The 20,039-nt window shown below is 43.9% G+C and carries 21 protein-coding genes; 16 read left to right on the top strand and 5 right to left on the bottom strand.

Annotation, left to right across the window (positions count from 1 at the left end; translation table 11 throughout):
- Positions 1–49: 49 nt before the first annotated feature.
- The 4 genes from mgtE to BK582_RS26370 form a co-directional block, all read right to left on the bottom strand.
- A complete protein-coding gene (mgtE, locus tag BK582_RS01650; protein ID WP_244895314.1) occupies positions 50–1,396 on the bottom strand; it encodes a magnesium transporter in 1,347 nt (448 codons plus the stop codon).
- Between the two features lie 582 nt (positions 1,397–1,978).
- Positions 1,979–3,676 (bottom strand): b(o/a)3-type cytochrome-c oxidase subunit 1, encoded by a 1,698-nt coding sequence (locus BK582_RS01645; RefSeq protein WP_078592687.1) that lies wholly within the window; start codon positions 3,674–3,676, stop codon positions 1,979–1,981.
- Entirely contained in the window at positions 3,673–4,146 is a 474-nt protein-coding gene (locus BK582_RS01640) for a cytochrome c oxidase subunit II (protein WP_078592686.1), read from the bottom strand. The genes BK582_RS01645 and BK582_RS01640 overlap by 4 nt, the downstream gene beginning before the upstream one ends.
- A gap of 19 nt (positions 4,147–4,165) precedes the next feature.
- Positions 4,166–4,318: a cytochrome c oxidase subunit 2A gene (locus BK582_RS26370; RefSeq protein ID WP_088036213.1), complete on the bottom strand. Its 153-nt coding sequence runs from the start codon at positions 4,316–4,318 to the stop codon at positions 4,166–4,168.
- 416 nt (positions 4,319–4,734) lie between these two features.
- Here BK582_RS26370 and BK582_RS01635 point away from each other — a divergent pair, with 416 nt between their 5' ends.
- Complete coding sequence (locus BK582_RS01635; RefSeq protein WP_078592685.1) at positions 4,735–5,796, top strand: ABC transporter ATP-binding protein; 1,062 nt, start codon at positions 4,735–4,737, stop codon at positions 5,794–5,796.
- 934 nt (positions 5,797–6,730) lie between these two features.
- On the opposite strand, the gene BK582_RS01630 is transcribed toward BK582_RS01635, so the two are convergent.
- Positions 6,731–7,480, bottom strand: coding sequence for a rhomboid family intramembrane serine protease (locus BK582_RS01630; RefSeq protein WP_078592684.1), 750 nt, complete (start codon positions 7,478–7,480; stop codon positions 6,731–6,733).
- Positions 7,481–7,652: 172 nt separating this feature from the next.
- Between BK582_RS01630 and acpS the strand changes: the two genes are divergently transcribed.
- The 15 genes from acpS (at position 7,653) to BK582_RS01555 (ending at position 19,838) form a co-directional block, all read left to right on the top strand.
- Complete coding sequence (gene acpS, locus BK582_RS01625; protein ID WP_078592683.1) at positions 7,653–8,012, top strand: holo-ACP synthase; 360 nt, start codon at positions 7,653–7,655, stop codon at positions 8,010–8,012.
- A gap of 87 nt (positions 8,013–8,099) precedes the next feature.
- Positions 8,100–9,626, top strand: a complete 1,527-nt coding sequence (locus BK582_RS01620; protein WP_078592682.1) for an NAD(P)H-hydrate dehydratase — start codon at positions 8,100–8,102, stop codon at positions 9,624–9,626.
- A gap of 49 nt (positions 9,627–9,675) precedes the next feature.
- Complete coding sequence (locus BK582_RS01615; protein WP_078592681.1) at positions 9,676–10,707, top strand: LolA family protein; 1,032 nt, start codon at positions 9,676–9,678, stop codon at positions 10,705–10,707.
- Between the two features lie 541 nt (positions 10,708–11,248).
- Complete coding sequence (alr, locus tag BK582_RS01610; RefSeq protein WP_078592680.1) at positions 11,249–12,415, top strand: alanine racemase; 1,167 nt, start codon at positions 11,249–11,251, stop codon at positions 12,413–12,415.
- A 254-nt stretch (positions 12,416–12,669) separates the two neighbouring features.
- Complete coding sequence (locus BK582_RS01605) at positions 12,670–12,948, top strand: CopG family ribbon-helix-helix protein (protein WP_078592679.1); 279 nt, start codon at positions 12,670–12,672, stop codon at positions 12,946–12,948.
- Between the two features lie 4 nt (positions 12,949–12,952).
- Positions 12,953–13,303 carry a type II toxin-antitoxin system PemK/MazF family toxin gene (locus BK582_RS01600; RefSeq protein ID WP_078592678.1) on the top strand — a complete coding sequence of 117 codons (351 nt, stop codon included), beginning with the start codon at positions 12,953–12,955 and terminating at the stop codon, positions 13,301–13,303.
- 165 nt (positions 13,304–13,468) lie between these two features.
- Positions 13,469–14,599, top strand: a complete 1,131-nt coding sequence (locus tag BK582_RS01595; protein WP_078592677.1) for a zinc-dependent alcohol dehydrogenase — start codon at positions 13,469–13,471, stop codon at positions 14,597–14,599.
- Positions 14,600–14,957: 358 nt separating this feature from the next.
- A complete protein-coding gene (locus tag BK582_RS01590; RefSeq protein ID WP_078592676.1) occupies positions 14,958–15,791 on the top strand; it encodes an RsbT co-antagonist protein RsbRA in 834 nt (277 codons plus the stop codon).
- Positions 15,792–15,806: 15 nt separating this feature from the next.
- Entirely contained in the window at positions 15,807–16,163 is a 357-nt protein-coding gene (locus tag BK582_RS01585) for an STAS domain-containing protein (RefSeq protein WP_078592675.1), read from the top strand.
- 2 nt (positions 16,164–16,165) lie between these two features.
- Positions 16,166–16,567 carry an anti-sigma regulatory factor gene (locus tag BK582_RS01580; protein WP_078592674.1) on the top strand — a complete coding sequence of 134 codons (402 nt, stop codon included), beginning with the start codon at positions 16,166–16,168 and terminating at the stop codon, positions 16,565–16,567.
- 14 nt (positions 16,568–16,581) lie between these two features.
- On the top strand, positions 16,582–17,595 hold the full coding sequence (locus BK582_RS01575) for a PP2C family protein-serine/threonine phosphatase (RefSeq protein WP_078592673.1): 1,014 nt from the start codon (positions 16,582–16,584) through the stop codon (positions 17,593–17,595).
- Positions 17,596–17,658: 63 nt separating this feature from the next.
- Positions 17,659–17,988 carry an STAS domain-containing protein gene (locus tag BK582_RS01570; protein ID WP_078592672.1) on the top strand — a complete coding sequence of 110 codons (330 nt, stop codon included), beginning with the start codon at positions 17,659–17,661 and terminating at the stop codon, positions 17,986–17,988.
- 1 nt (position 17,989) lies between these two features.
- The gene (gene rsbW / locus BK582_RS01565; protein WP_078592671.1) at positions 17,990–18,481 is read left to right on the top strand and encodes an anti-sigma B factor RsbW; all 492 of its coding nucleotides are present in this window, start codon (positions 17,990–17,992) and stop codon (positions 18,479–18,481) included.
- Complete coding sequence (sigB, locus tag BK582_RS01560; RefSeq protein ID WP_078592670.1) at positions 18,444–19,232, top strand: RNA polymerase sigma factor SigB; 789 nt, start codon at positions 18,444–18,446, stop codon at positions 19,230–19,232. The genes rsbW and sigB overlap by 38 nt, the downstream gene beginning before the upstream one ends.
- A complete protein-coding gene (locus BK582_RS01555) occupies positions 19,233–19,838 on the top strand; it encodes a SpoIIE family protein phosphatase (RefSeq protein ID WP_078592669.1) in 606 nt (201 codons plus the stop codon). It abuts the gene before it with no gap.
- Positions 19,839–20,039 lie beyond the last annotated feature (201 nt).

The raw sequence follows: 20,039 nt of genomic DNA, 5'->3' as shown, positions 1-20,039 counted from the left end.
AATAAAAACAGCCGCCATGTTCTCCAAGGAGCTCATGGCGGCTTTCACATTAGATCAGGTAATGAAGAAGGCTTGTTGCTATGCCGAAATATATCAGTAAGGAAAAAATATCGTTCAGAGTTGTGATAAGCGGACCTGAAGCCACGGCAGGATCCACACCAAAATGATATAGTATGAGAGGTATTATCGTACCTGCCAGTGTTCCAATAATAAGTGTAGCCAACAGGGAGACGCCCACGATCGTTCCAAATATGACATCTGACTGCCAGAGGGAAGCGACAATAAAAACGAGGGCGCCGCAAGTGATGCCGATAATAACTCCTACTTTAAGCTCACGCCATATGAGTTTCAGAACCGTGTTCTTTTCCATAGTTGTCGTTACAAGACCTCTTACGACAACTGCGAGAGACTGAGTACCAGTGTTACCTGTCATTCCGGCGATCATTGGCATAAAGAATATTAATGCAACCACCTGCTCCAGTGTCTGTTCGAATCCGTCAAGAATACTTCCTGTTATTAGTCCGATAAATAAAAGGAGGATCAGCCATGGAAGGCGCCGGTAAGAAGCGATCACAGCTTTTGTGTTAAAATCAATAGCTTTACCTGAGGCGGATAATTTTTCAATATCCTCGTTAGCTTCTTCAATAAAAACATCAATAACATCATCGACTGTTACGATCCCTTTCAGATGATTTTTCTCATCCACAACAGGAACCGCTAAAAAGTCATAGCGTTGTATTAACTGAGCTACTTCTTCCTGGTCCATTGTCAGCGGGACTGATATAACCCTGCTGAACATAATATCGCCAATTCTTTCATTTGTGTCAGCCAGAAGCAGATCCCGGTAAGATACAACTCCTACAAGCTTTTTATTTTCGTCAATGACATACAGATAATAGATATTTCTTGTATATTCCGCGAAGCTTTTAAATTTTTCCACAGCGTCCCTGACTGTGTAGTAATCCCTGATCCAGACAAATTCGTCTGTCATAATTCCCCCTGCTGTCTCAGGAGGATAACTCATTAGCTGCTGGACTGTTTTAGATTCCTCTTTCTGCATGGCAGAGAGGTACTCTTCAAGTTTTTCTTCAGAAATTTCGCTCAGCAGGTCGGCAAGGTCGTCATTATCCATAATGTCCATAACTTTGGAGGATTTTTCAATACCCAGCTTTTGGAGGACCTCCATTTGTATCTCCTGATCCAGCTCCATCATAAGGTCTGCAATTTGCTTAGAGGTAAGAAAAGAAAGAAACTTATAATGGTGTTTTTCAGGAAGTGCCCGGTACAGCTCTGCGAAATCGTACGGGTGCAGTTCCTCGAGAGTTTCCCTGAGGGCAATACGTTTCCCGTCTTTAAGATGTTTTATTGTTAAAACCGTCAATTGGTCTGTATTCATTTTTCGCACCTCTTTCATCGCATAGTCTTGCTGTTAACTGACAAATATTTCTCTTTTGCTTCAATAATCCTATTCTATGTTATCACCCGGAATGTAAAAAGGTTAAGAAAAAATGTAATTTTTTTAGTTTTGTTCTATTCTGACCAGATGTACCTGTATTTTCCGGAATTAATTTTTGAAAAGGCAGGGTCATTCTCGAAATCAACTGCTTAATTCTCGAAAAGGCAGGTCCCATTCTCGAAATCGGATGCACAATTATAGAAGCGACCGCCAATTCTCGAAAACGCTAGGTTAATTCTCGAAAAGACAGGTTCAATTCGCGAAATCAGGTGTTCAATTCTCGAAGCTGCATGCCCTTACTGTTTATCCCGATGTAACCCTCCATAAAACTTCCGCCTCAAAACCTGAGTGGAAGCGATGATGTTTATGGCGGGAGATAACGGACGTTTACATCCCGATTGGTTCAACTAACAATCTGTGGGGGATGAGTAAAACCCCCACTGATTGAAGGTTCACTTTATATTACCCTTCAGGCAAAACAAAAAAGCGGGCATTTTCTGCCCGCTTTCAACTTGAGATAATTTATTTAATTAAGTTGTTAAAAAGGGGTGAGCCAGGAGGTGAGTTCACAATCATATCGTAAATCGGAATTGTGTAAGCAAACACAATTAACAGAGCTGTGATAAGCAGCCACAATTTCCAGTTTTCCAGGAACTTAGGGCTGTCCTTCATATCATGCGGATCAGGAGTCATTGGAAACTCTGTTTCTCCCTTAGGCGCTAACAAAGTCAGATAAATGAAATTATAGAACATCAGTACTCCTGCCGCAGTCAGTATTACTCCTCCGACTGCCACTGTAATATGGCTGGCGAATATCCCTTCAAACCAGGCGACTGCCTGTGGAGCATCCTGATATGTTGCATAGGCAGTACGACGGGGAGCCCCGAATAAACCGAGAATATGCATCGCTCCGGACATAAGGAACATTCCAATTGACCAAAGCCAGGTCTGCACTATTCCGCACCGGTTTGCATGCTTTGTAAAGCGGCGTCCGGTAAGCATAGGCAGAAGCCAGTAAGCCATCCCGAAGAAAGTGAGAATTACTGTAGTTCCAACTGTTAAATGGAAATGCCCTACCACCCAAAGTGTATTATGCACCACTGCGTTTAAGCTGAAACTGGCGTTAATTAAACCGCCGATCCCGGCAGGAATAAAGAACATCATCCCCATAAACGGTGCGAAAAACCTTACGTCTCCCCAAGGAAGCTTCTTAAGCCAGCTGAATAAACCTTTGCCTCCTTGTTCTCTGCCAGTCTGCTCGAAGGTTGCGAAAATCGAGAACGCGGTTAATAAAGATGGAATTACAACCGCAAAAGTTAAGACTGTCTGCAGAAACTTCCAGAATTCCGTAACCCCGGACTCCATGAGCATGTGGTGGAAACCGACAGGGGTGGAGAACAGCAGGAACAGGACAAAAGCAAGCTTTGCAAGAGAACTGCTGAACAATCTTCCGCCTATCAGCTTTGGTACAACTAAGTACCATACCATATACGTAGGCATGATCCAGAAGTATACGAGCGGATGGCCAAAGTACCAGAATAACGTACGTGTAAGCAAGACGTTTACACTGTCAGTCAGGCCAAGGGCCCAAGGCAGTATCAGGAACAGAATAGAAACAGCTGCCCCGAGGCTGGACACGATCCAGAGCAGGAGAGTGGCAGTTGCCATAAAGCTGAATAAAGGAGATCTTTCTCCAGGGTTCTCTTTTTTCCAGCGGTAAAAGTGAGTCAGGATAGCGCCGCTTGAAATCCACGTACCTACTACAAATAATGTTAAACCAATATAAAACAGCCAGTGAGCAGCCAGCGGTGCGTAAAAAGTATATAAAACCGAGGCTTCGTTCATTAAAATCATAATAGTGGCCAGGACTGCGCCAATGGACATTACAGTAAAGCCGGTCCAGCCAAGCTTTCTTAGACCTTTGGATAACGGGCCGTGTGTATAACTGATCCCTGCAAAGAAGAAACCGAATATAAAATAAGTAGTAAATACGAGTGCAAGCAGTACTCCGTGAGCAGTTAAAATTTGATAATAGCCGAGCCAGCTTGGCAGAGGAATCAGTCCACCCCTTGCAAGTCCCTGAAGCAATCCCCCGAATACTCCGATAATGAAGGCAACGAAGGCTACTGACATATGGTAAATAGTTAATTTTTTATCTTTCGGATCTACACCTGGTTTTACTTGCTGAGTAATATCAACCGCTAAATTTGTAATATTCATCGTGGAACCACCTCAATCGTCATTGACATATAGTGATGGCCGGTACCGCAATATTCATTACAAAGAACGAGGTACTCGCCAGGCTCATTGAAAGTGTGCTCAGCCATATTGACGTGGCCGGGCGTCACCATGAAATTCACATTGGTGCCAGGTATAGTGAAACTGTGAACTACATCTGCGCTTGTTACTTCAAAAAGGACAGTTGACCCTTCAGGCACCTCAATACGATTTGGATTGTAGCCAAACGCCTGGGCTACGAGTGTAGCTCTGTATGTTGATTCATCAATTTTAGTGAGTCCAGGCTCGGAGAACACAGGATCCTGGTCGAGGTTCTCAGCGTCTACAGTAGCCATGTGGCTTGGCGGCTGGTGGCCGAAAGCAAAGGCAGCAACCCCAATGACTCCCAAAAACAGTACAAGAGAGCCTACCCCAAAAATAAGCCAGATTTTTTCATACTTATGAATGTGCATAATAATCCCCCCAAAAAGTTTAAGAACGTTCTAAAAATAAAAAGAACACAGCAAACCACGACAGTAAAATCAATACACCCAGCGTCATGGTGAATATCAGAGTTGTTTTCAGCGATGTATGATTTTCCCCCGAAGTGTGGGATTTTGATTTTTGCTTGTTCATTTCGCTCATACCTTGCCTCCCCTTTCTTCATAAACATGTATTTGAATTCCCCCATGACCTAATAATAAGTTAAGCAAGGGAAATGAATCGTTTCATTTTGTGAAAAATTCGTGAATACTGTTAAAAAATTACATTTACACTATGGCTATGTTGTTAACCTATCCAGGAAAAGAAAAGAGCGGCGGAATATATATATAGGAAACTGAGGGCTGTATGAACGGAAGAGTTTAAAAGAAAAAATAATACATATGGCAAGATAGTGAACTCCATTGACGGTAAAAAATAGCATATGATATACTTTTCTTAGTAATGAAAATCATTCTCAACTAATTTTTAATTATTCTAAAGTAAGAATTATAATAAATGGAAAACGGATTTCCTCTGAACAGTGAATTATCATCGGGAAGGACTGGGAGGTAAGTGACATGAGTTTCATCCAATTAAGTAACTTAACTAAATACTTTGCAGGAAGCAATGTGCCATCGGTCAGCTCGCTTAATTTAGATATTGAGCAAGGAGAAATTATTACGTTACTGGGACCGAGCGGCTGTGGTAAAACTACTACCTTAAGAATGGTTGCAGGCTTCGAGCATCCAAGTGAAGGTCGCATCACTATTGATGGCAAAGAAATATTCAGCAGAACTCAGTCTCTGCCACCAGAAAAAAGGGGTATTGGCATGGTTTTTCAGGACTACGCCCTTTTCCCGCATATGACAATTCTTAAAAACGTTATGTTTGGACTGAACAGGTGGAGTACCCGGGAGAAAAAACGAAGAGCGCTTGAGGTTCTGGAACTTGTGGGTCTGGAAGATTACGGCAACCGTTATCCAACTCAGTTATCCGGCGGACAGCAGCAGCGTGTGGCGTTAGCGAGGGCGCTTGCTCCTAAACCCCACGTAGTGCTGATGGATGAGCCGTTCAGTAACCTGGATGCAGGTTTAAGAGAAAAAATGCGTTTTGATGTTACGAATATCTTAAGGAAAGCTAATACGACGGCAATTATGGTTACCCATGACCAGAAGGACGCGTTTGCTGTTTCTGACAGGGTTGTAGTTATGAAAGACGGGGTAATCCAGCAGATAGATGCTCCTAAAGAAATGTACCGCTGCCCGAAAAACTGCTTCGTTGCAGAGTTCGTTGGAAAAACCAATCTGCTCGCAGGAACGATGGATGATGATCTGCAGCACATTCATACACATATAGGAAAAGTGACATTACCTAACAAATGGCAGGAGCGCCTTGAAAACGTGCAAATTTCCATCAGGCCTGAAGGATGCCGGTTAACCGACGGCGGCGCATATTGCGGCCAGGTAGAACGGGTCACATACGGCGGGGAATATCAGGAGCTGTACGTCCGCCTTCATAACGAACCAAATCTCTCGAAGGAGCCGATGCTCATTTACGCACCTGTTGAACAGGACGTGGAAGTAGGGTCTATTGTTTCCTTTGATATTAAACCTGAATTAGTGGCTTTAGTGGAAAATTAATATATAAGCTAAGAAACGGCACAGTGCGAAAACGCACCGTGCCGTTATTAATATCCTGTTTATGTGCTGAACAATCGTCTGTACGGCACCCCTCAACGTATGAAAGCGGCTGATTCAGGAATTGAATCGCCTGTACGGCACCCCTCAACGTACGAAAGCGGCTGATTCAGGAATTGAATCGTCTGTACGGCACCCCTCAACGTATGAAAGCGGCTGATTCAGGAATTGAATCGCCTGTACGGCACCCCTCAACGTACGAAAGCGGCTGATTCAGGAATTGAATCGCCTGGACGACGCCCCTCAACGTACGAAAGCGGCTGATTCAGGAATTGAATCGTCTGTACGGCACCCCTCAACGTATGAAAGCGGCTGATTCAGGAATTGAATCGCCTGTACGGCACCCCTCAACGTACGAAAGCGGCTGATTCAGGAATTGAATCGCCTGGACGACGCCCCTCAACGTACGAAAGCGGCTGATTCAGGAATTGAATCGTCTGTACGGCACCCCTCAACGTATGAAAGCGGCTGATTCAGGAATTGAATCGCCTGTACGGCACCCCTCAACGTACGAAAGCGGCTGATTCAGGAATTGAATCGCCTGGACGACGCCCCTCAACGTATGAAAGCGGCTGATTCAGGAATTGAATCGTCTGTCCGGTGCCCCTCAACGTACGAAAGTGGGTGATTCAGGAATTGAATCGTCTGTAGGGCGCCCCTCAACGTATGAAAGCGGCTGATTCAGGAATTGAATCGTCTGTCCGGTGCCCCTCAACGTACAAAAGTGGGTGATTCAGGAATTGAATCGGCTGAACGCCACGACTCAACGTATGGAAGCAGTTGAGTCAGGAATTGCAGAGGGAGAGTTATGCATCCCACAATGCCCGTGGAAAGCGAGTGTCTTTTAACGAAAATCAACAGCAAAATTTAGCACATCCTACATAAAATACTGGGCGAAAAACAGGATTACGAGTATTGCACCTACTAATAAAGAGACTGTTTTCAGACGCTGCTTATTACGAGCTTTTTTCTGCCAGCGGTTCGGGTCAAATGCCAGCCCATCCGGACTGCTGGGCCTGCGATATCGTCCGTAACGGGATACTCCGTACAGAATCAGCGGACCAAGACCAGCCCCTGCAATCAGACCGAACAGATGGGCCAGAATGTTAACCCGGGGATTAACGAATGTCATAATTACAGCGATGATCAAAATCGTTGTTATTACCTGGGAGCTTCCCTGGTCAATCAGGTCTTTCCGCATAAGGACCATGTACAAATAAATGCCGAACAAACCGAAGATTGCCCCTGATGCCCCTACATGGATCATCATTGGGGAACCGAAGAAGAAAGTAGCGACATTAGCAAGGATGCCAGTTGCAAGATAAGCGATAATAAATCTCACCGGGCCAAGCATCTGCTCCAGTGCCGGACCAAACAGGACGAGTGAAAAAGAGTTAAACAGCATATGCATCAGCCCTGCGTGGAGGAAGATCGGGGTAATAAGCCGCCAGTATTCTCCCATTGCTATATGAAGATTGCTCCCCATCCCGAGCAGCCTGATTTCCTGCCCCCCAAGCGCAGGGAATAAAGATACCCATAAATGTAATATTATATGAATTGTTACAAGGCCTGTAATCACCTTATAAGTTCGTACAAATTCACCGAAACTTTCCGTACGTATAAACATTTTCTGGTCTCCTTTTTAAACAGAGCAGGCATATAACTCTGCCGGGTAAAAGTCTATTATATTTTAACATATGATTAATTTACCATTCTAATCTCAAATACTGCGAGGAAAGAAGCAGCGGAACTCTCTGAATGATACAATATCAGAAGCTAAGAGTGGGGAGGTAACTGATATGATAATTGGCACAGGTTTGGATATTGTGGAAATTTCCAGGATAAAAGCGCTTTACAGCAGGAAGCCTGCTTTTGCAAAAAGAATTCTCACAGAAGAGGAATTCAGGATTTTTGACAGTCTTCCTGAAAAAAGAAAGCTGGAGTATCTTGCAGGAAGGTTTTCCGGAAAAGAAGCTTACGCTAAAGCGACCGGCACGGGTATTGGTCGTGAGCTTTCCTTTCAGGATATAAGAATATTAAATGATAAAAACGGTAAACCAGTAATACATACAAAGTCAGCCGGAAGTGAAAAAGCGCATATATCCATCACACATACGGCCACATTCGCGGCAGCGCAAGTAATAATAGAAACTCTGTAAAATAGTTTTATTTCTGCTTGTCATGCTGGTCTGCATAATGTGCCTGCATGTCTCATATAGTGTAATGCGGATAGGAGGGAAACTTATATGTACGTGGTGACAGGCGAAGAAATGCGCCAAATCGACCGCTATACCATGGATGAAATCGGGCTGAAAGAAGAAACGCTAATGGAAAGTGCCGGGCAGGCTTTCTGCCGGCAGCTTGTTCCGACAATGAACAGGAAAAGCCGGATACTGGTATTGATCGGAATCGGGAATAACGGGGGAGATGGTTTTGTTATCTCCAGAATTTTAAAGGATGCTCAGTTTCACGCTGATGCAGTTGTAATTCCTCCGGAAGAGAAAATAAAGGGTGCATCAAAAATTCATAAACAAGTATATGAAAATGCGGGGTACAGATGGGAGCCGTATTCCGGCTGCAGCAGCCTAATCCTGAATAATTATGATGTTATTATTGACGCCATGCTGGGAACAGGGCTGGCAGGAACTCCGCGGGATCCTTACAGGGAGATAATCAGAGCGGTAAATGCTGCCGGCAAAAGGGTAATCGCGGTTGACCTGCCAAGCGGAACACCTGCACAGGAAGGAATGGAGTCGAGCCTTACTATTATGGCAGATGAAACTTATTCCGTTCAGGCGGCAAAAATGGCAGCATACATTTACCCTGAAGCGGCAAGTTTCGGCAGGATGCATGTGGTTGATATCGGACTCCCGGAAAAAGCGTTTTCCTATGTGAATGTTAAACGGGAAATAATAGATGCCGAAAAAGTGGCCAGTACACTTCCTGTGAGGCGAAGGAACGCCCACAAAGGAAATTCAGGCAAGGCGCTTATAATCGGAGGTGCGCGTGAAATGACAGGAGCTGCTGCACTTTCCGGGGAAGCATGCCTTCGCTCAGGAGCAGGCCTAGTTACTCTTGCGGTTCCGGAGGAGATACTGCCAGTTGTATCGCAAAAAGTAACAGAAGCAACTTTTCATCCTTTAAAATGTGAGACAGGAGAAATAAAACCTTTTAATTTCCCAGACGAATTTTCCCGCTATGATTATGCCGGGGCGGCAATCGGGCCAGGCCTCGGCAGAAGGCATAAACATTCGATTCTTTCTTTATTGAAAGGCTTTGAAGGGCCTGTGGTAATTGATGCGGACGGGTTATTTCATTTTTTCCGGGAATTAGAAGAATGGAAAAAGGTTGAGAGAAAAGGCCCGGTGGTAATAACGCCCCATCCCGGAGAAATGGCCAGGCTCACCGGGATACCTGCCAGTGAAGGGGAAAAACGCCGTTTCGAACTATCAAGGAGTTTTGCCCAGGAGTTCGGGGTGTATGTGGTTCTTAAAGGAGCGCATACAATTGTGTCTGCCCCTGATGGGAAGCAGTGGGTCAACACAACGGGGAATCCTTCTCTGGCTAAAGGCGGTTCGGGAGATGTATTGACTGGTATTATTCTTGCGTTTCTTCTTCAGCACGAAAACACAGCAGACGCGATCTGCAATGCGGTGTACGTTCATGGGAAAGCTGCTGATGAACTGGTAAAGACACATGATATTTTAAGTGTCACAGCCACAGACATTACAGCACAGCTGCCGAAGGTGCTTTATTCTTTGCGTCGCCAGTAACGATTATATCCCTCCTTTGTCGTCGAAATGAGACAGAGGGGTTGAGTAAATGAACAGGATAATTTCCTTACTCGTAATTTTAACGGCGTTAGCGTTGTTCCTTACAGCTTGTGGAGAAAAGAGCCAGGAAGATGTAATTGAAGCACTGGATAAAACTCTTGACGAACTCACTGGCTATAAGGCTGAAGCAGAAATGACACTGCAGACAGGCGAAGAACCGCAGAAATATAATGTGGAAGTCTGGTATAAGCATCCGTCGTCCTACCGGGTTGCTTTAAGCAATGAGGACAATGAGCCCAGCCAGATCATTCTCAGAAATGAAGAAGGAGTGTTTGTTCTAACGCCGGCCTTGAACAAAAGCTTCCGTTTCCAAAGCGACTGGCCGGAAAATAACAGTCAGGTTTACCTGTATGATTCCCTCGTAAACGATATTCTCATGGATCCTGAACGTTCTTTCTCCGCTACGGAGGATCATTATGTATTCCAGACAAATACAAGCTACACGAATAAGAATTTAAACCAGCAGGAGATTCTCCTGAATAAAAAGGATCTTACTCCTGCCTCTGTTAAGATTATGGACGTTGACCTGAAAGTGCTGGTGGAATTAAAGTTCCAAGAGTTTGAATTAAACGCGGAATTTAATGATGGTGACTTTGATATGGACAGGAACATGACACATGCCCAGCTTAACACGGATGTACCTGCGCTGGCAGAAGACAGTGAAGAAGATGCCTTAACGGTTTACTATCCACTCTATGTACCTGATGGCACGGGGTATCCGGAAACATCAGAGCTTGAGACAGAGAATGGCAGAAGAGTAATGATCAGCTATGAAGGGGAGCAGCCTTTTACTCTCGTTCAGCAGAAAAGTAAAGTGGTGGAAGCAAGTACTCCAATGAATATTTCAAGAGGCGAACCGGTGGACCTTGGCTTCACTTACGGAGCAATTACAAAAGAAGGGGACACTGCCACCCTGTCATGGACATATGAGGGGAATGACTTTTTCCTTGCATCCAGGCATTTAAGTGACGAAGATATGGCAGCCGTAGCAAAAAGCGTTTATGGAACTGAAGAAAAGTAGCAGAGTGACAGGCTCATGAAAACATTGATTTGTTATGAGCCTGTTTTTTTATACGTAGAAAAGTATAAATGTCAGCGAGGAAACAAGAGCGTCTTGCATCCCTTGAGAGAGAGGAAAGCAGGTGCTCAAGTAATGCAAGAAGGTCTTGCATCCCTTGAGAGAGAGGAAAGCAGGTGCTCAAGTAGTGCAAGAGCGTCTTACATCCCTTGAGAGAGAGGAAAGCAGGTGCTCAAGTAGTGCAAGAAGGTCTTGCATCCCTTGAGAGAGAGGAAAGCAGGTGCTCAAGTAGTGCAAGAAGGTCTTGCATCCCTTGAGAGAGAGGAAAGCAGGTGCTCAAGTAATGCAAGAAGGTCTTGCATCCCTTGAGAGAGAGGAAAGCAGGTGCTCAAGTAGTGCAAGAGCGTCTTACATCCCTAGAGAGAGAGGAAATTCGAACTCAGGTAGTGCAAGAGCGTCTCGCTCGCCAATTGACATAACAATAAATCCAACTGATAATAATAACAGCGCAAAAATGGAACAGACAGAGACGGAGGGGCACAACATGAAAGAATCCCTTGGGTTTTACAGGGATACCTGGGCAGAAGTTAATTTAAATGCGATTGAAAATAATGTAGTTAACCTAAAAAAACACTTGCCAGATGAAGTAAATATAATGGCGATAGTGAAAGCAAATGGATATGGGCATGGGGCTGAAGACGTGGCGAAAACAGCCCTGGAAGCAGGAGCTGGTTCCCTTGGTGTTGCAATTCTTGATGAGGCGTTGGAACTGAGGGATAAAGGTATTAATGCTCCACTGCTTGTAATGGGATATGTAAAGCCTGAATACGCAGCTCTTGCGGCAGAAAGGGATATTACTCTGACCGTCTTCCAGAAAGAATGGGTGGAAAAAGCGGCCAGCTGCCTGAAAGACCGGACCGGTCAGCTCAAATGCCATATTAAAGTTGATACAGGAATGGGAAGGCTTGGTATAAGGACCCAGGAAGAAGGAAAAGCTTTAATAAACAGTCTGGAAAAGTATGATAATTTTTATATAGAAGGAATCTATACTCATTTTGCAACCGCAGACGAGACAGATTCAGAGTATTTTCAGCAGCAACACAGAAGATTTGAGGAGATGCTCAGTTTCTTAGAAAAGGAGTCGGGCAGTGAAATTCCTGTAAAACATTGCGGAAACAGTGCAACTGCTCTTCGTTTTGCAGACCGTTGCTTCAATATGGTGCGTTTTGGTATTTCCATGTACGGGCTCTCACCATCAGAGGAAATAACCCCTATTCTTCCTTTTAAACTGGAGGAAGCGTTTTCCCTCCATAGCAGCATAACTCACGTTAAACAGCTTCCGGAAGGGGAGGGGATCAGCTACGGCGCAACCTATAAAACAAAGAAAGACGAAATTGTAGGGACGATTCCGATAGGATATGCTGATGGATGGATTCGCAAAAACAGCCCGGGGGAGGTTCTTGTAAACGGAGAAAGGTTGCCTCTTATAGGAAGAATATGCATGGATCAGATGATGGTTTCACTAAAAGCTCCTGTGGAAACCGGGACTAAGGTTACTCTTATTGGACACCAGGGGCATGAATATATCCCGGTAAGCGAGGTCGCTGCCAGACTTGAGACGATTAACTATGAAATCCCATGCATGATAACTTCCCGTGTACCGAGAGTCATTATGAAAGATGCTGAAGTAAAACGGGTTATAAAAGTCTAGATACAGATAACCGGCAGTTCTGTCATTATGCTTTCCCCATGCAGTCCTTTGGATGGGGAGCCTTGCTGCAGTGAGAGGACTGGGGCTGATAAATTTATTAATTTTTTTAAAAAATAAAGAGGATTTCTGAGGTTTTTGGCGAAAAAATTAAAAGGGATTAACAAATGACGCTTTGCAATCAGTGTAAACTGGTGTTATGATTAAGAAGGATTATTAAAAAAACGGTTGATGATGCTGCGCTGGAGGTGTTTTTTGTGTCTGAAGAGAACACAAAAAAAATAATGGTGAGCTTACCACAACATTTGGTAAACGAATTAGATGGTTTGTTAGAACAACAAAACATTAATCGGAACGAAGTAATTCACCAGGCAACTAAGATGTACTTGAAAGAGCAGAAGAAACAACAAATTCGTGAAACGATGCAACAGGGCTACATGGAGATGGCAAAAATCAATTTGAACATTGCGACGGAAGCCTTTCTAGCTGAGGAGGAAGCCGAGAACACGTTGGATCGCTTAGTTAGTGGGGTGTAAGTTATTGATTGTAAAACGCGGTGACGTTTATTTCGCGGACCTTTCACCCGTTGTCGGATCTGAGCAGGGCGGGATCCGGCCAGTATTAATCATACAGAACGATATCGGTAATCGTTTCAGCCCAACGGTCATTGTGGCTGCAATAACAGCCCAGATCCAGAAAGCGAAGCTCCCGACGCATGTTGAGATTAATGCTAAGCGGTATGGGTTTGATCGCGATTCTGTGATTTTGCTCGAACAGGTGCGGACGATCGATAAACAGCGTCTCACAGATAAGATTACACATTTAGATGACGATATGATGACAAGAGTAAATGATGCTTTAATGATCAGTTTAGGTTTAATTGATTTTTAGAGGAGTCTGACTAAAAGTTGCTATATACTAGCAGCTTTTTTTATTTTACTATTTACCTTTCCCTTGTGGAGGAAGCTGTTAAACCCTTCTGTATAAACACATTTCAGGTTTGAAAGCCGGCAAATTGGTTAATGAGGCATATAACTAATGGAAAGGAGTGTTTAGATGAAGGCTTTGACATACCAGGGGAAAGAAAAGCTGGAAGTTAAGAATATGGATGATCCGAAGATAGAGACCGGAGATGATATGATTGTCCGGATTACTGCTACCGGCATTTGCGGGTCAGACCTGCATCTTTATAAAAAGACGATTCCGCTTGACGAAGATTACATCATAGGCCACGAACCAATGGGAATAGTTGAGGAAGTAGGCTCAAATGTAAAAAATGTCAAAAAAGGCGACAGAGTAGTTATTCCTTTTAATGTAAGCTGCGGCCAGTGTTTCTTTTGTAATAACCAGATGGAAAGCCAGTGCGATAACTCCAATCCTCATGCTGATACTGGCGGGCTTTTCGGCTATTCGAAGCAGTTTGGGAACTACCCGGGAGGACAGGCAGAGTTCTTAAGAGTTCCATACGCTGATTTCATGGCTTTCGTAGTTCCGGAGAGCAGTGAGCTCGATGACGAAAGTGTACTGTTCCTCTCGGATGTAATCCCTACAGCATACTGGAGTGTTGAACACAGCGGTGTGAAAAAAGGAGATACAGTACTCGTTCTTGGCTCAGGCCCAATCGGATTAATGGTCCAGAAGTTCGCATGGCTGAAAGGCGCCAAAAGGGTAATTACAGTAGATCACGTACCGCACAGACTGGATCACGCTAAGAAAACTAATAATGTCGAGATTTATAATTTTGAAGAAGAAGATGAACTCGGTAAAATGCTCCATGAATCCACAGAAGGCGGAGCGGATGTAGTAATAGACTGTGTAGGTATGGACGGAAAAGTTCCTCCGAAGGAAAAGGTGAAAGATATCTTTGGCCAGAAAGGGACGATCGATCCGATAATTATGGCTGCTGAGGCAGTAAGGAAATTCGGAACGGTACAGCTTACAGGTGTTTACGGTGCTCCCGCGAATCTGTTCCCTCTCGGGGATTTCTTTTCCAGAAACGTACAGCTGAAAATGGGGCAGGCTCCAGTAATACACCTCATGCCAAAGCTGTATGACATGGTTGAAAACAGGGAGTTTGATCCAACTGACATTATTACTCACAGAATGAGCCTTGACGAAGCACCGGAAGCATATAAGATTTTTGATGAAAAATCTGACGGTAATATAAAAGCGATACTAAAACCATAAAGTGAACCTTCAATCAGTGGGGGTTTTATTCATCCCCCACTGATTGTTAGTGAACCAATCGGGATGTTAGCGTCCGTTATCTCACGCATAAAGAACATCTTCGCTTCCACTCCTGTTTTGAGGAGGGAGTTTTACGGAAGGTTACATCGGGATAAACAAAAGCCTGAGGAAAAGGAAGAGGACATCCTCTTCCTTTTTTTCTTATAAGCCTTACCCTGGGACATAATAAAACATTATATTTAACATAAATCGGGGTATTTTAAAAGAATCATTTACGTAATTTAACACATTGATTGCATTAAACAGAAATCAGTGAAATAATAAGATTAATATTGTTTTAAATTGGGGGAACGGATTGATGAACTCAGCGATACGCAATACTATCCTTGAAAATAAGGAAACGATTATTGACAAATGGCTGTCTGAGATTGCGAAATTTAAAAATGATAATCAGCTGCAAAGTATTACAGACACCACTTATGAGAACACAAACCGTGAATTTGTGGATAAACTTTTCACAACAGTACAGAATGGCCATCAGGAAAATGTGGATGAAGGCCTGGTGCTGTTCACAGAAAGGCTGATTCAGCTTGGATGGCCGTTGAATTACATAACACGGGGTCTCCAGGAGTTCAGGAAAATTACTGTAGATACTCTGTCTAAGCAGGAAGAGGCCGGGGATAACAGCTACAGTATCGAGGTATACAAAGAAATTGAAGACTGGATTGACAGGATAGTAAATGTTCTTGTAAATGAGTATTCAGGCTCCTGGGAAAACACGGTTTTTCTTCAGAAAATGGCATTGAAAGAACTGTCTGCCCCGCTCATTCCTGTGTTTGATAAGATAAGTGTAATGCCATTAGTAGGGACTATTGATACCGAGAGGGCAAAGCTTATCATGGAGAATCTTCTTGAAGGAGTAATTGAACACCGGGCTCAGGTTGTGCTCATCGATATTACAGGAGTACCTGTGGTTGATACAATGGTAGCCCATCATATTATACAGGCATCTGAAGCAGTAAGGCTTGTCGGCGCACAGTGCATACTGGTGGGAATCAGGCCTGAAATTGCACAGACGATCGTTAACTTGGGAATAGATCTGAGTAATTTCCCTACGAAAAGCTCGCTTAAGAAAGGGATGGAATCAGCACTTGAACTGACTAAACGGGAGATCGTGGACTTAGAGGATTAAAGGAGGTAGTGGGTTTTGCGAATACCTATACTAAAGCTGCATGACTATTTATTGATTTCAGTCCAGGTGGAACTGGACGACCAGACTGCCCTCCAGTTCCAGGAAGATGTACTTGGAAAAATACATGAAGAAGGTTCGCGGGGAGTTGTCATCGACCTCACATCCGTAGAGATGATAGACTCTTTTATCGCCAAAGTATTAGGTGATGTGGTAGATATGTCGAATTTAATGGGTGCTAAAGTAGTCTTGACAGGCATACAGCCAGCAGTAGCAATTACTCTGATCGATATGGGAATTGTACTGGACAGCGTACCTACTGCGTTGGATTTAGAGCAAGGGTTGGAGAGACTCCAGCTAGAATTGGAGGGTTGATGATGCAAGTCCAAACCCATGTAGATATACACAGCGAGTGGGGAATCGTTGCTGCAAGGCAGGCAGGGCGGAAGCTCGCGCGTGAGATCGGGTTTGGTTCCGTGGACCAAGCGAGAATCACAACTGCGATTTCAGAACTTGCAAGGAATATTTATTTATATGCAAATAAAGGGCAAATATATATTGAGGAAGTAGTCAATTCAGGAAAACGCGGAATTAAAATCGTAGCAAAAGACCAGGGACCTGGCATTAAAGATATCCGGAAAGTGATGGAAGACGGGTATACAACATCCGGCGGGCTGGGAGCAGGGCTTCCGGGCGTTAAGCGGTTAATGGATGAATTTACAATTGATTCTGAATTAAACAATGGCACCACGATTACATCCGTTAAGTGGCTCCGATAGGGAGGTGTGATTATTTGGAGGAGACGAAACTTTCCATGTACCAGTTATACAAAGAAATGTTAAACGATTACCTGCAGCATAAAAGTGAGCACGTTTTATATTCCGCTCAGCAGCTTAGCAAGGAAATGCTGGAAAAGGATATGTCGCCGGAAGAAATGGTGAGTCTGCATATTTCAGTTTTCAAAGAAATGGTAGAGGACTTACCTGAAGAAGTGGTTGACTCCTTTGAACTGCTGCTGGAAGTTATGATCGGTTATGGTCTCGCCCACCGGGAATTTATGAGTCTTCGTGACCGCCAGCGGCAGCTTGACTCTGAGTTAAACGTTGCTGCGCAAATGCAGGAGTCTCTTCTCCCTCATGAAGAAATTAATTTAAAAACACTGGATTTCGGAGTGATAAGTGTTCCCTCGGGAAAAATGAGCGGGGACTATTATCATTATATACAGGATGAGAACGGAAATATGGGAGTTGCTGTAGCAGATGTAATCGGGAAAGGTGTTCCGGCGGCCATGTGTATGTCCATGATCAAGTATGCGATGGACAGCCTGCCGGAACAGCGCCTGCAGCCTGCCGCTCTGCTTGAGAGCCTCAACAGAGTTGTGGAAAGAAATATCGCTGACGATATGTTTATCACAATGGTATATGGCTCCTATGATCCGAAGAAACATAATTTTTATTATGCCAGTGCCGGCCACGAACCTGGTTTCTTTTATAATGCGGATACGGACACATTTGAGGAACTGGAAACAAAAGGTCTGGTTCTTGGTATTACTCCTAAAGTTCATTATGAAGAATTTTCCCTCAGTTTAGAGCCGGGGGATTTCGTTGTGCTTCTTTCTGACGGGGTAACAGAAGGAAGGACAGAAGGCGAATTCATTGAACGGGATGATATCACCAAATTAATCAGAAAATATAAACACCTGCCTGCGCAGGATATTGTTAATCAGGTTTTCCGTGAACTGGAAAAGATGCAGGACTTCCATTTAAGGGATGATTTTACACTTTTAATTTTACGGAGAAATGTTTAAACTCACTCCAGAAGGGGTAATTAAACAGAACGTACTGATTTGTTTGCAGGAGGCGAATATTTAATGAATTTAAAAGTAGATGTACAGGAAGAAGGACATTCCAGGGTAGTTTATCTTAATGGAGAAGTGGATGTATACACTGCCTCCACTCTTAAAGAAAAGTTAATACCCTTGGCAGAAGAGACTAATAAAACTCTCGCTGTGGATCTTTCTAATGTAAATTATATTGACAGCACTGGTTTAGGGATTTTTATCGGAGCATTAAAGTGCACGGACAAGTCCGGGAGCACACTGAAAATCAGAGGGGCGAATGCCCGGGTAAAAAGGTTGTTCGAAATCACAGGCCTCAGCGAGGTTATTGAGATAGACACGGAGCAGAGGGAGGAAGCGTAATATGTCCCGGACAGCAGATTTTATTGAAATGAAAGTGCCGGCGAAACCTGAATATGTTGGTGTAGTCCGTTTGACTGTTTCCGGTATTGCCAATCGTTTAGGGTATAGCTACGATGACATAGAGGATATAAAAATCGCCGTTGCTGAGGCGTGTACAAATGTAGTAAACCATGCTTATGAGGAAAATGAAAATGACCCGCTGATGATGATTTCATGCGGAGTGTATGAAGATCGTCTTGAGCTAATGGTAGCTGATAAAGGCGGCGGTGTGGATGTAGAAACAATGAAAGATGGAAAAGGACCTGTCACTTCTGATCAGCCGATTGAGGAGCTGAGGGAAGGGGGTCTTGGTCTTTTTTTAATTGAGACATTGATGGATAAGGTAGAAATCAGTGGGGATTCAGGGGTCGTCATCGTGATGACAAAGTTCCTTCAAAGAGATGAGGTGGAACAAAATGGCAACGGGATCTCAACGGAAGCACCAAAACAATAAAGAGCAGGTACTGGAATGGATCAAAGAATTCCAGGAAACAGAAGACGAAGAAATTCAGACAAAACTTGTTCTCGAATTTGAGAGTCTTGTTCATGCTCTTGCAAGAAAGTTCTCAAAAGGGCAGCGGCATGACGAAGACTTAATACAAGTTGGAATGATCGGTCTTCTGGCAGCTTTTCGCCGTTTTGACCCCTCTTTCGGCCGGAGCTTTGAATCCTTTGCCGTTCCAACTATCGTCGGGGAAATCAAAAGATTTATCAGAGATAAAACATGGAGTGTTCATGTACCCCGAAGGATTAAGGAACTTGGCCCTAAGATAAAAAGCGCAGTAGAAGAGCTTACTACAGAACTTCAGCGTTCTCCAAGGGTAGAAGAAATTGCCGATTATCTTGAGGTTTCGGAGGAAGAAGTACTGGAAACAATGGAAATGGGCAAAAGCTATCAGGCACTTTCTGTAGACCGGTCTATAGAGGCGGATGATGAGGGAAGTGCTGTAACGCTGCTTGATCTGGTCGGGACTACAGAAGACGGCTATGAAAAGACAGACCAGCAGCTCCTGTTAGAGAAAGCTTTCACCGTACTGACTGACAGGGAGAAGCAGATTCTGCAACTCACATATTTTGAAAACCTGAGCCAGAAGGAAACAGGCGAAGAGCTGGGGATTTCCCAGATGCATGTGTCCAGGCTTCAGAGGCGGGCACTTCAGAAGCTGAGAGAATCAATCAGAATCGAACCCACGGAGTGCTTATAAATGATTGAACATCAGCAACTGGAAGGAATTGAAGTTAGTACTTACAACGTTGCTAAGAAGGGTAACTGGTGTTCAGGAGATGCGTTTTTTCTTATAAGGACAGAAGGCTATTTTCTCTGTGCGATGGCCGATGGGCTTGGGAGCGGTGAGGAAGCTAACGAGGCTTCTGACGCTGCTATAAGTTTCATCCGTTCTAATCATCATTTAGATGTTGAAACACTTATGTCTGAATGCAATGATTTAATGTGGCAGAAGCGTGGAGCTGTGCTGACAATTATTAAACTCGATATGGATACCCAGGAAATTATATATTGTAATGTAGGCAACATCGGCTGTATTTTTTACAAACCGAGTGGTAAATTGTACAGGCCGGTGCCTTCAAGAGGATATCTCTCGGGAAGGAAACAAAACTTTCGTCTGCAGAAGCTTCCATTTGAAAAAGGTATGTCCTTTATTCTTCATTCTGACGGGCTGGATTTTGATCCGTATTACCACTCTCTTTTTACAAGAATGGGTTCACCGAAGTTTATCCTCCAGCAGCTCCTGGATATGATGGAGATATCAGATGATGATACAACTATTATGGTTGGAAAAATAGCATCCTGAAACTATTTAAATTTACCACCGGCTAAACACCGGTGGTTTTTTATTTTTCCTCATGCTGGAGTGCGGCAGGTTATCTAAAGGGAAAGAAATCCAAGTGCGGAGATTCTCGCTCGTTGTAACTGGTGTTATCCCGGGTTTAACATGTAAACGATATGGAGTATAATCAGATAAGATTAATGTATCCTTTTCTTTCTTTAAGAG

Source organism: Evansella clarkii (assembly GCF_002019695.1).
Lineage (GTDB): Bacteria > Bacillota > Bacilli > Bacillales > Salisediminibacteriaceae > Evansella > Evansella clarkii.
This window is presented reverse-complemented; position numbering and strand designations above follow the sequence as displayed.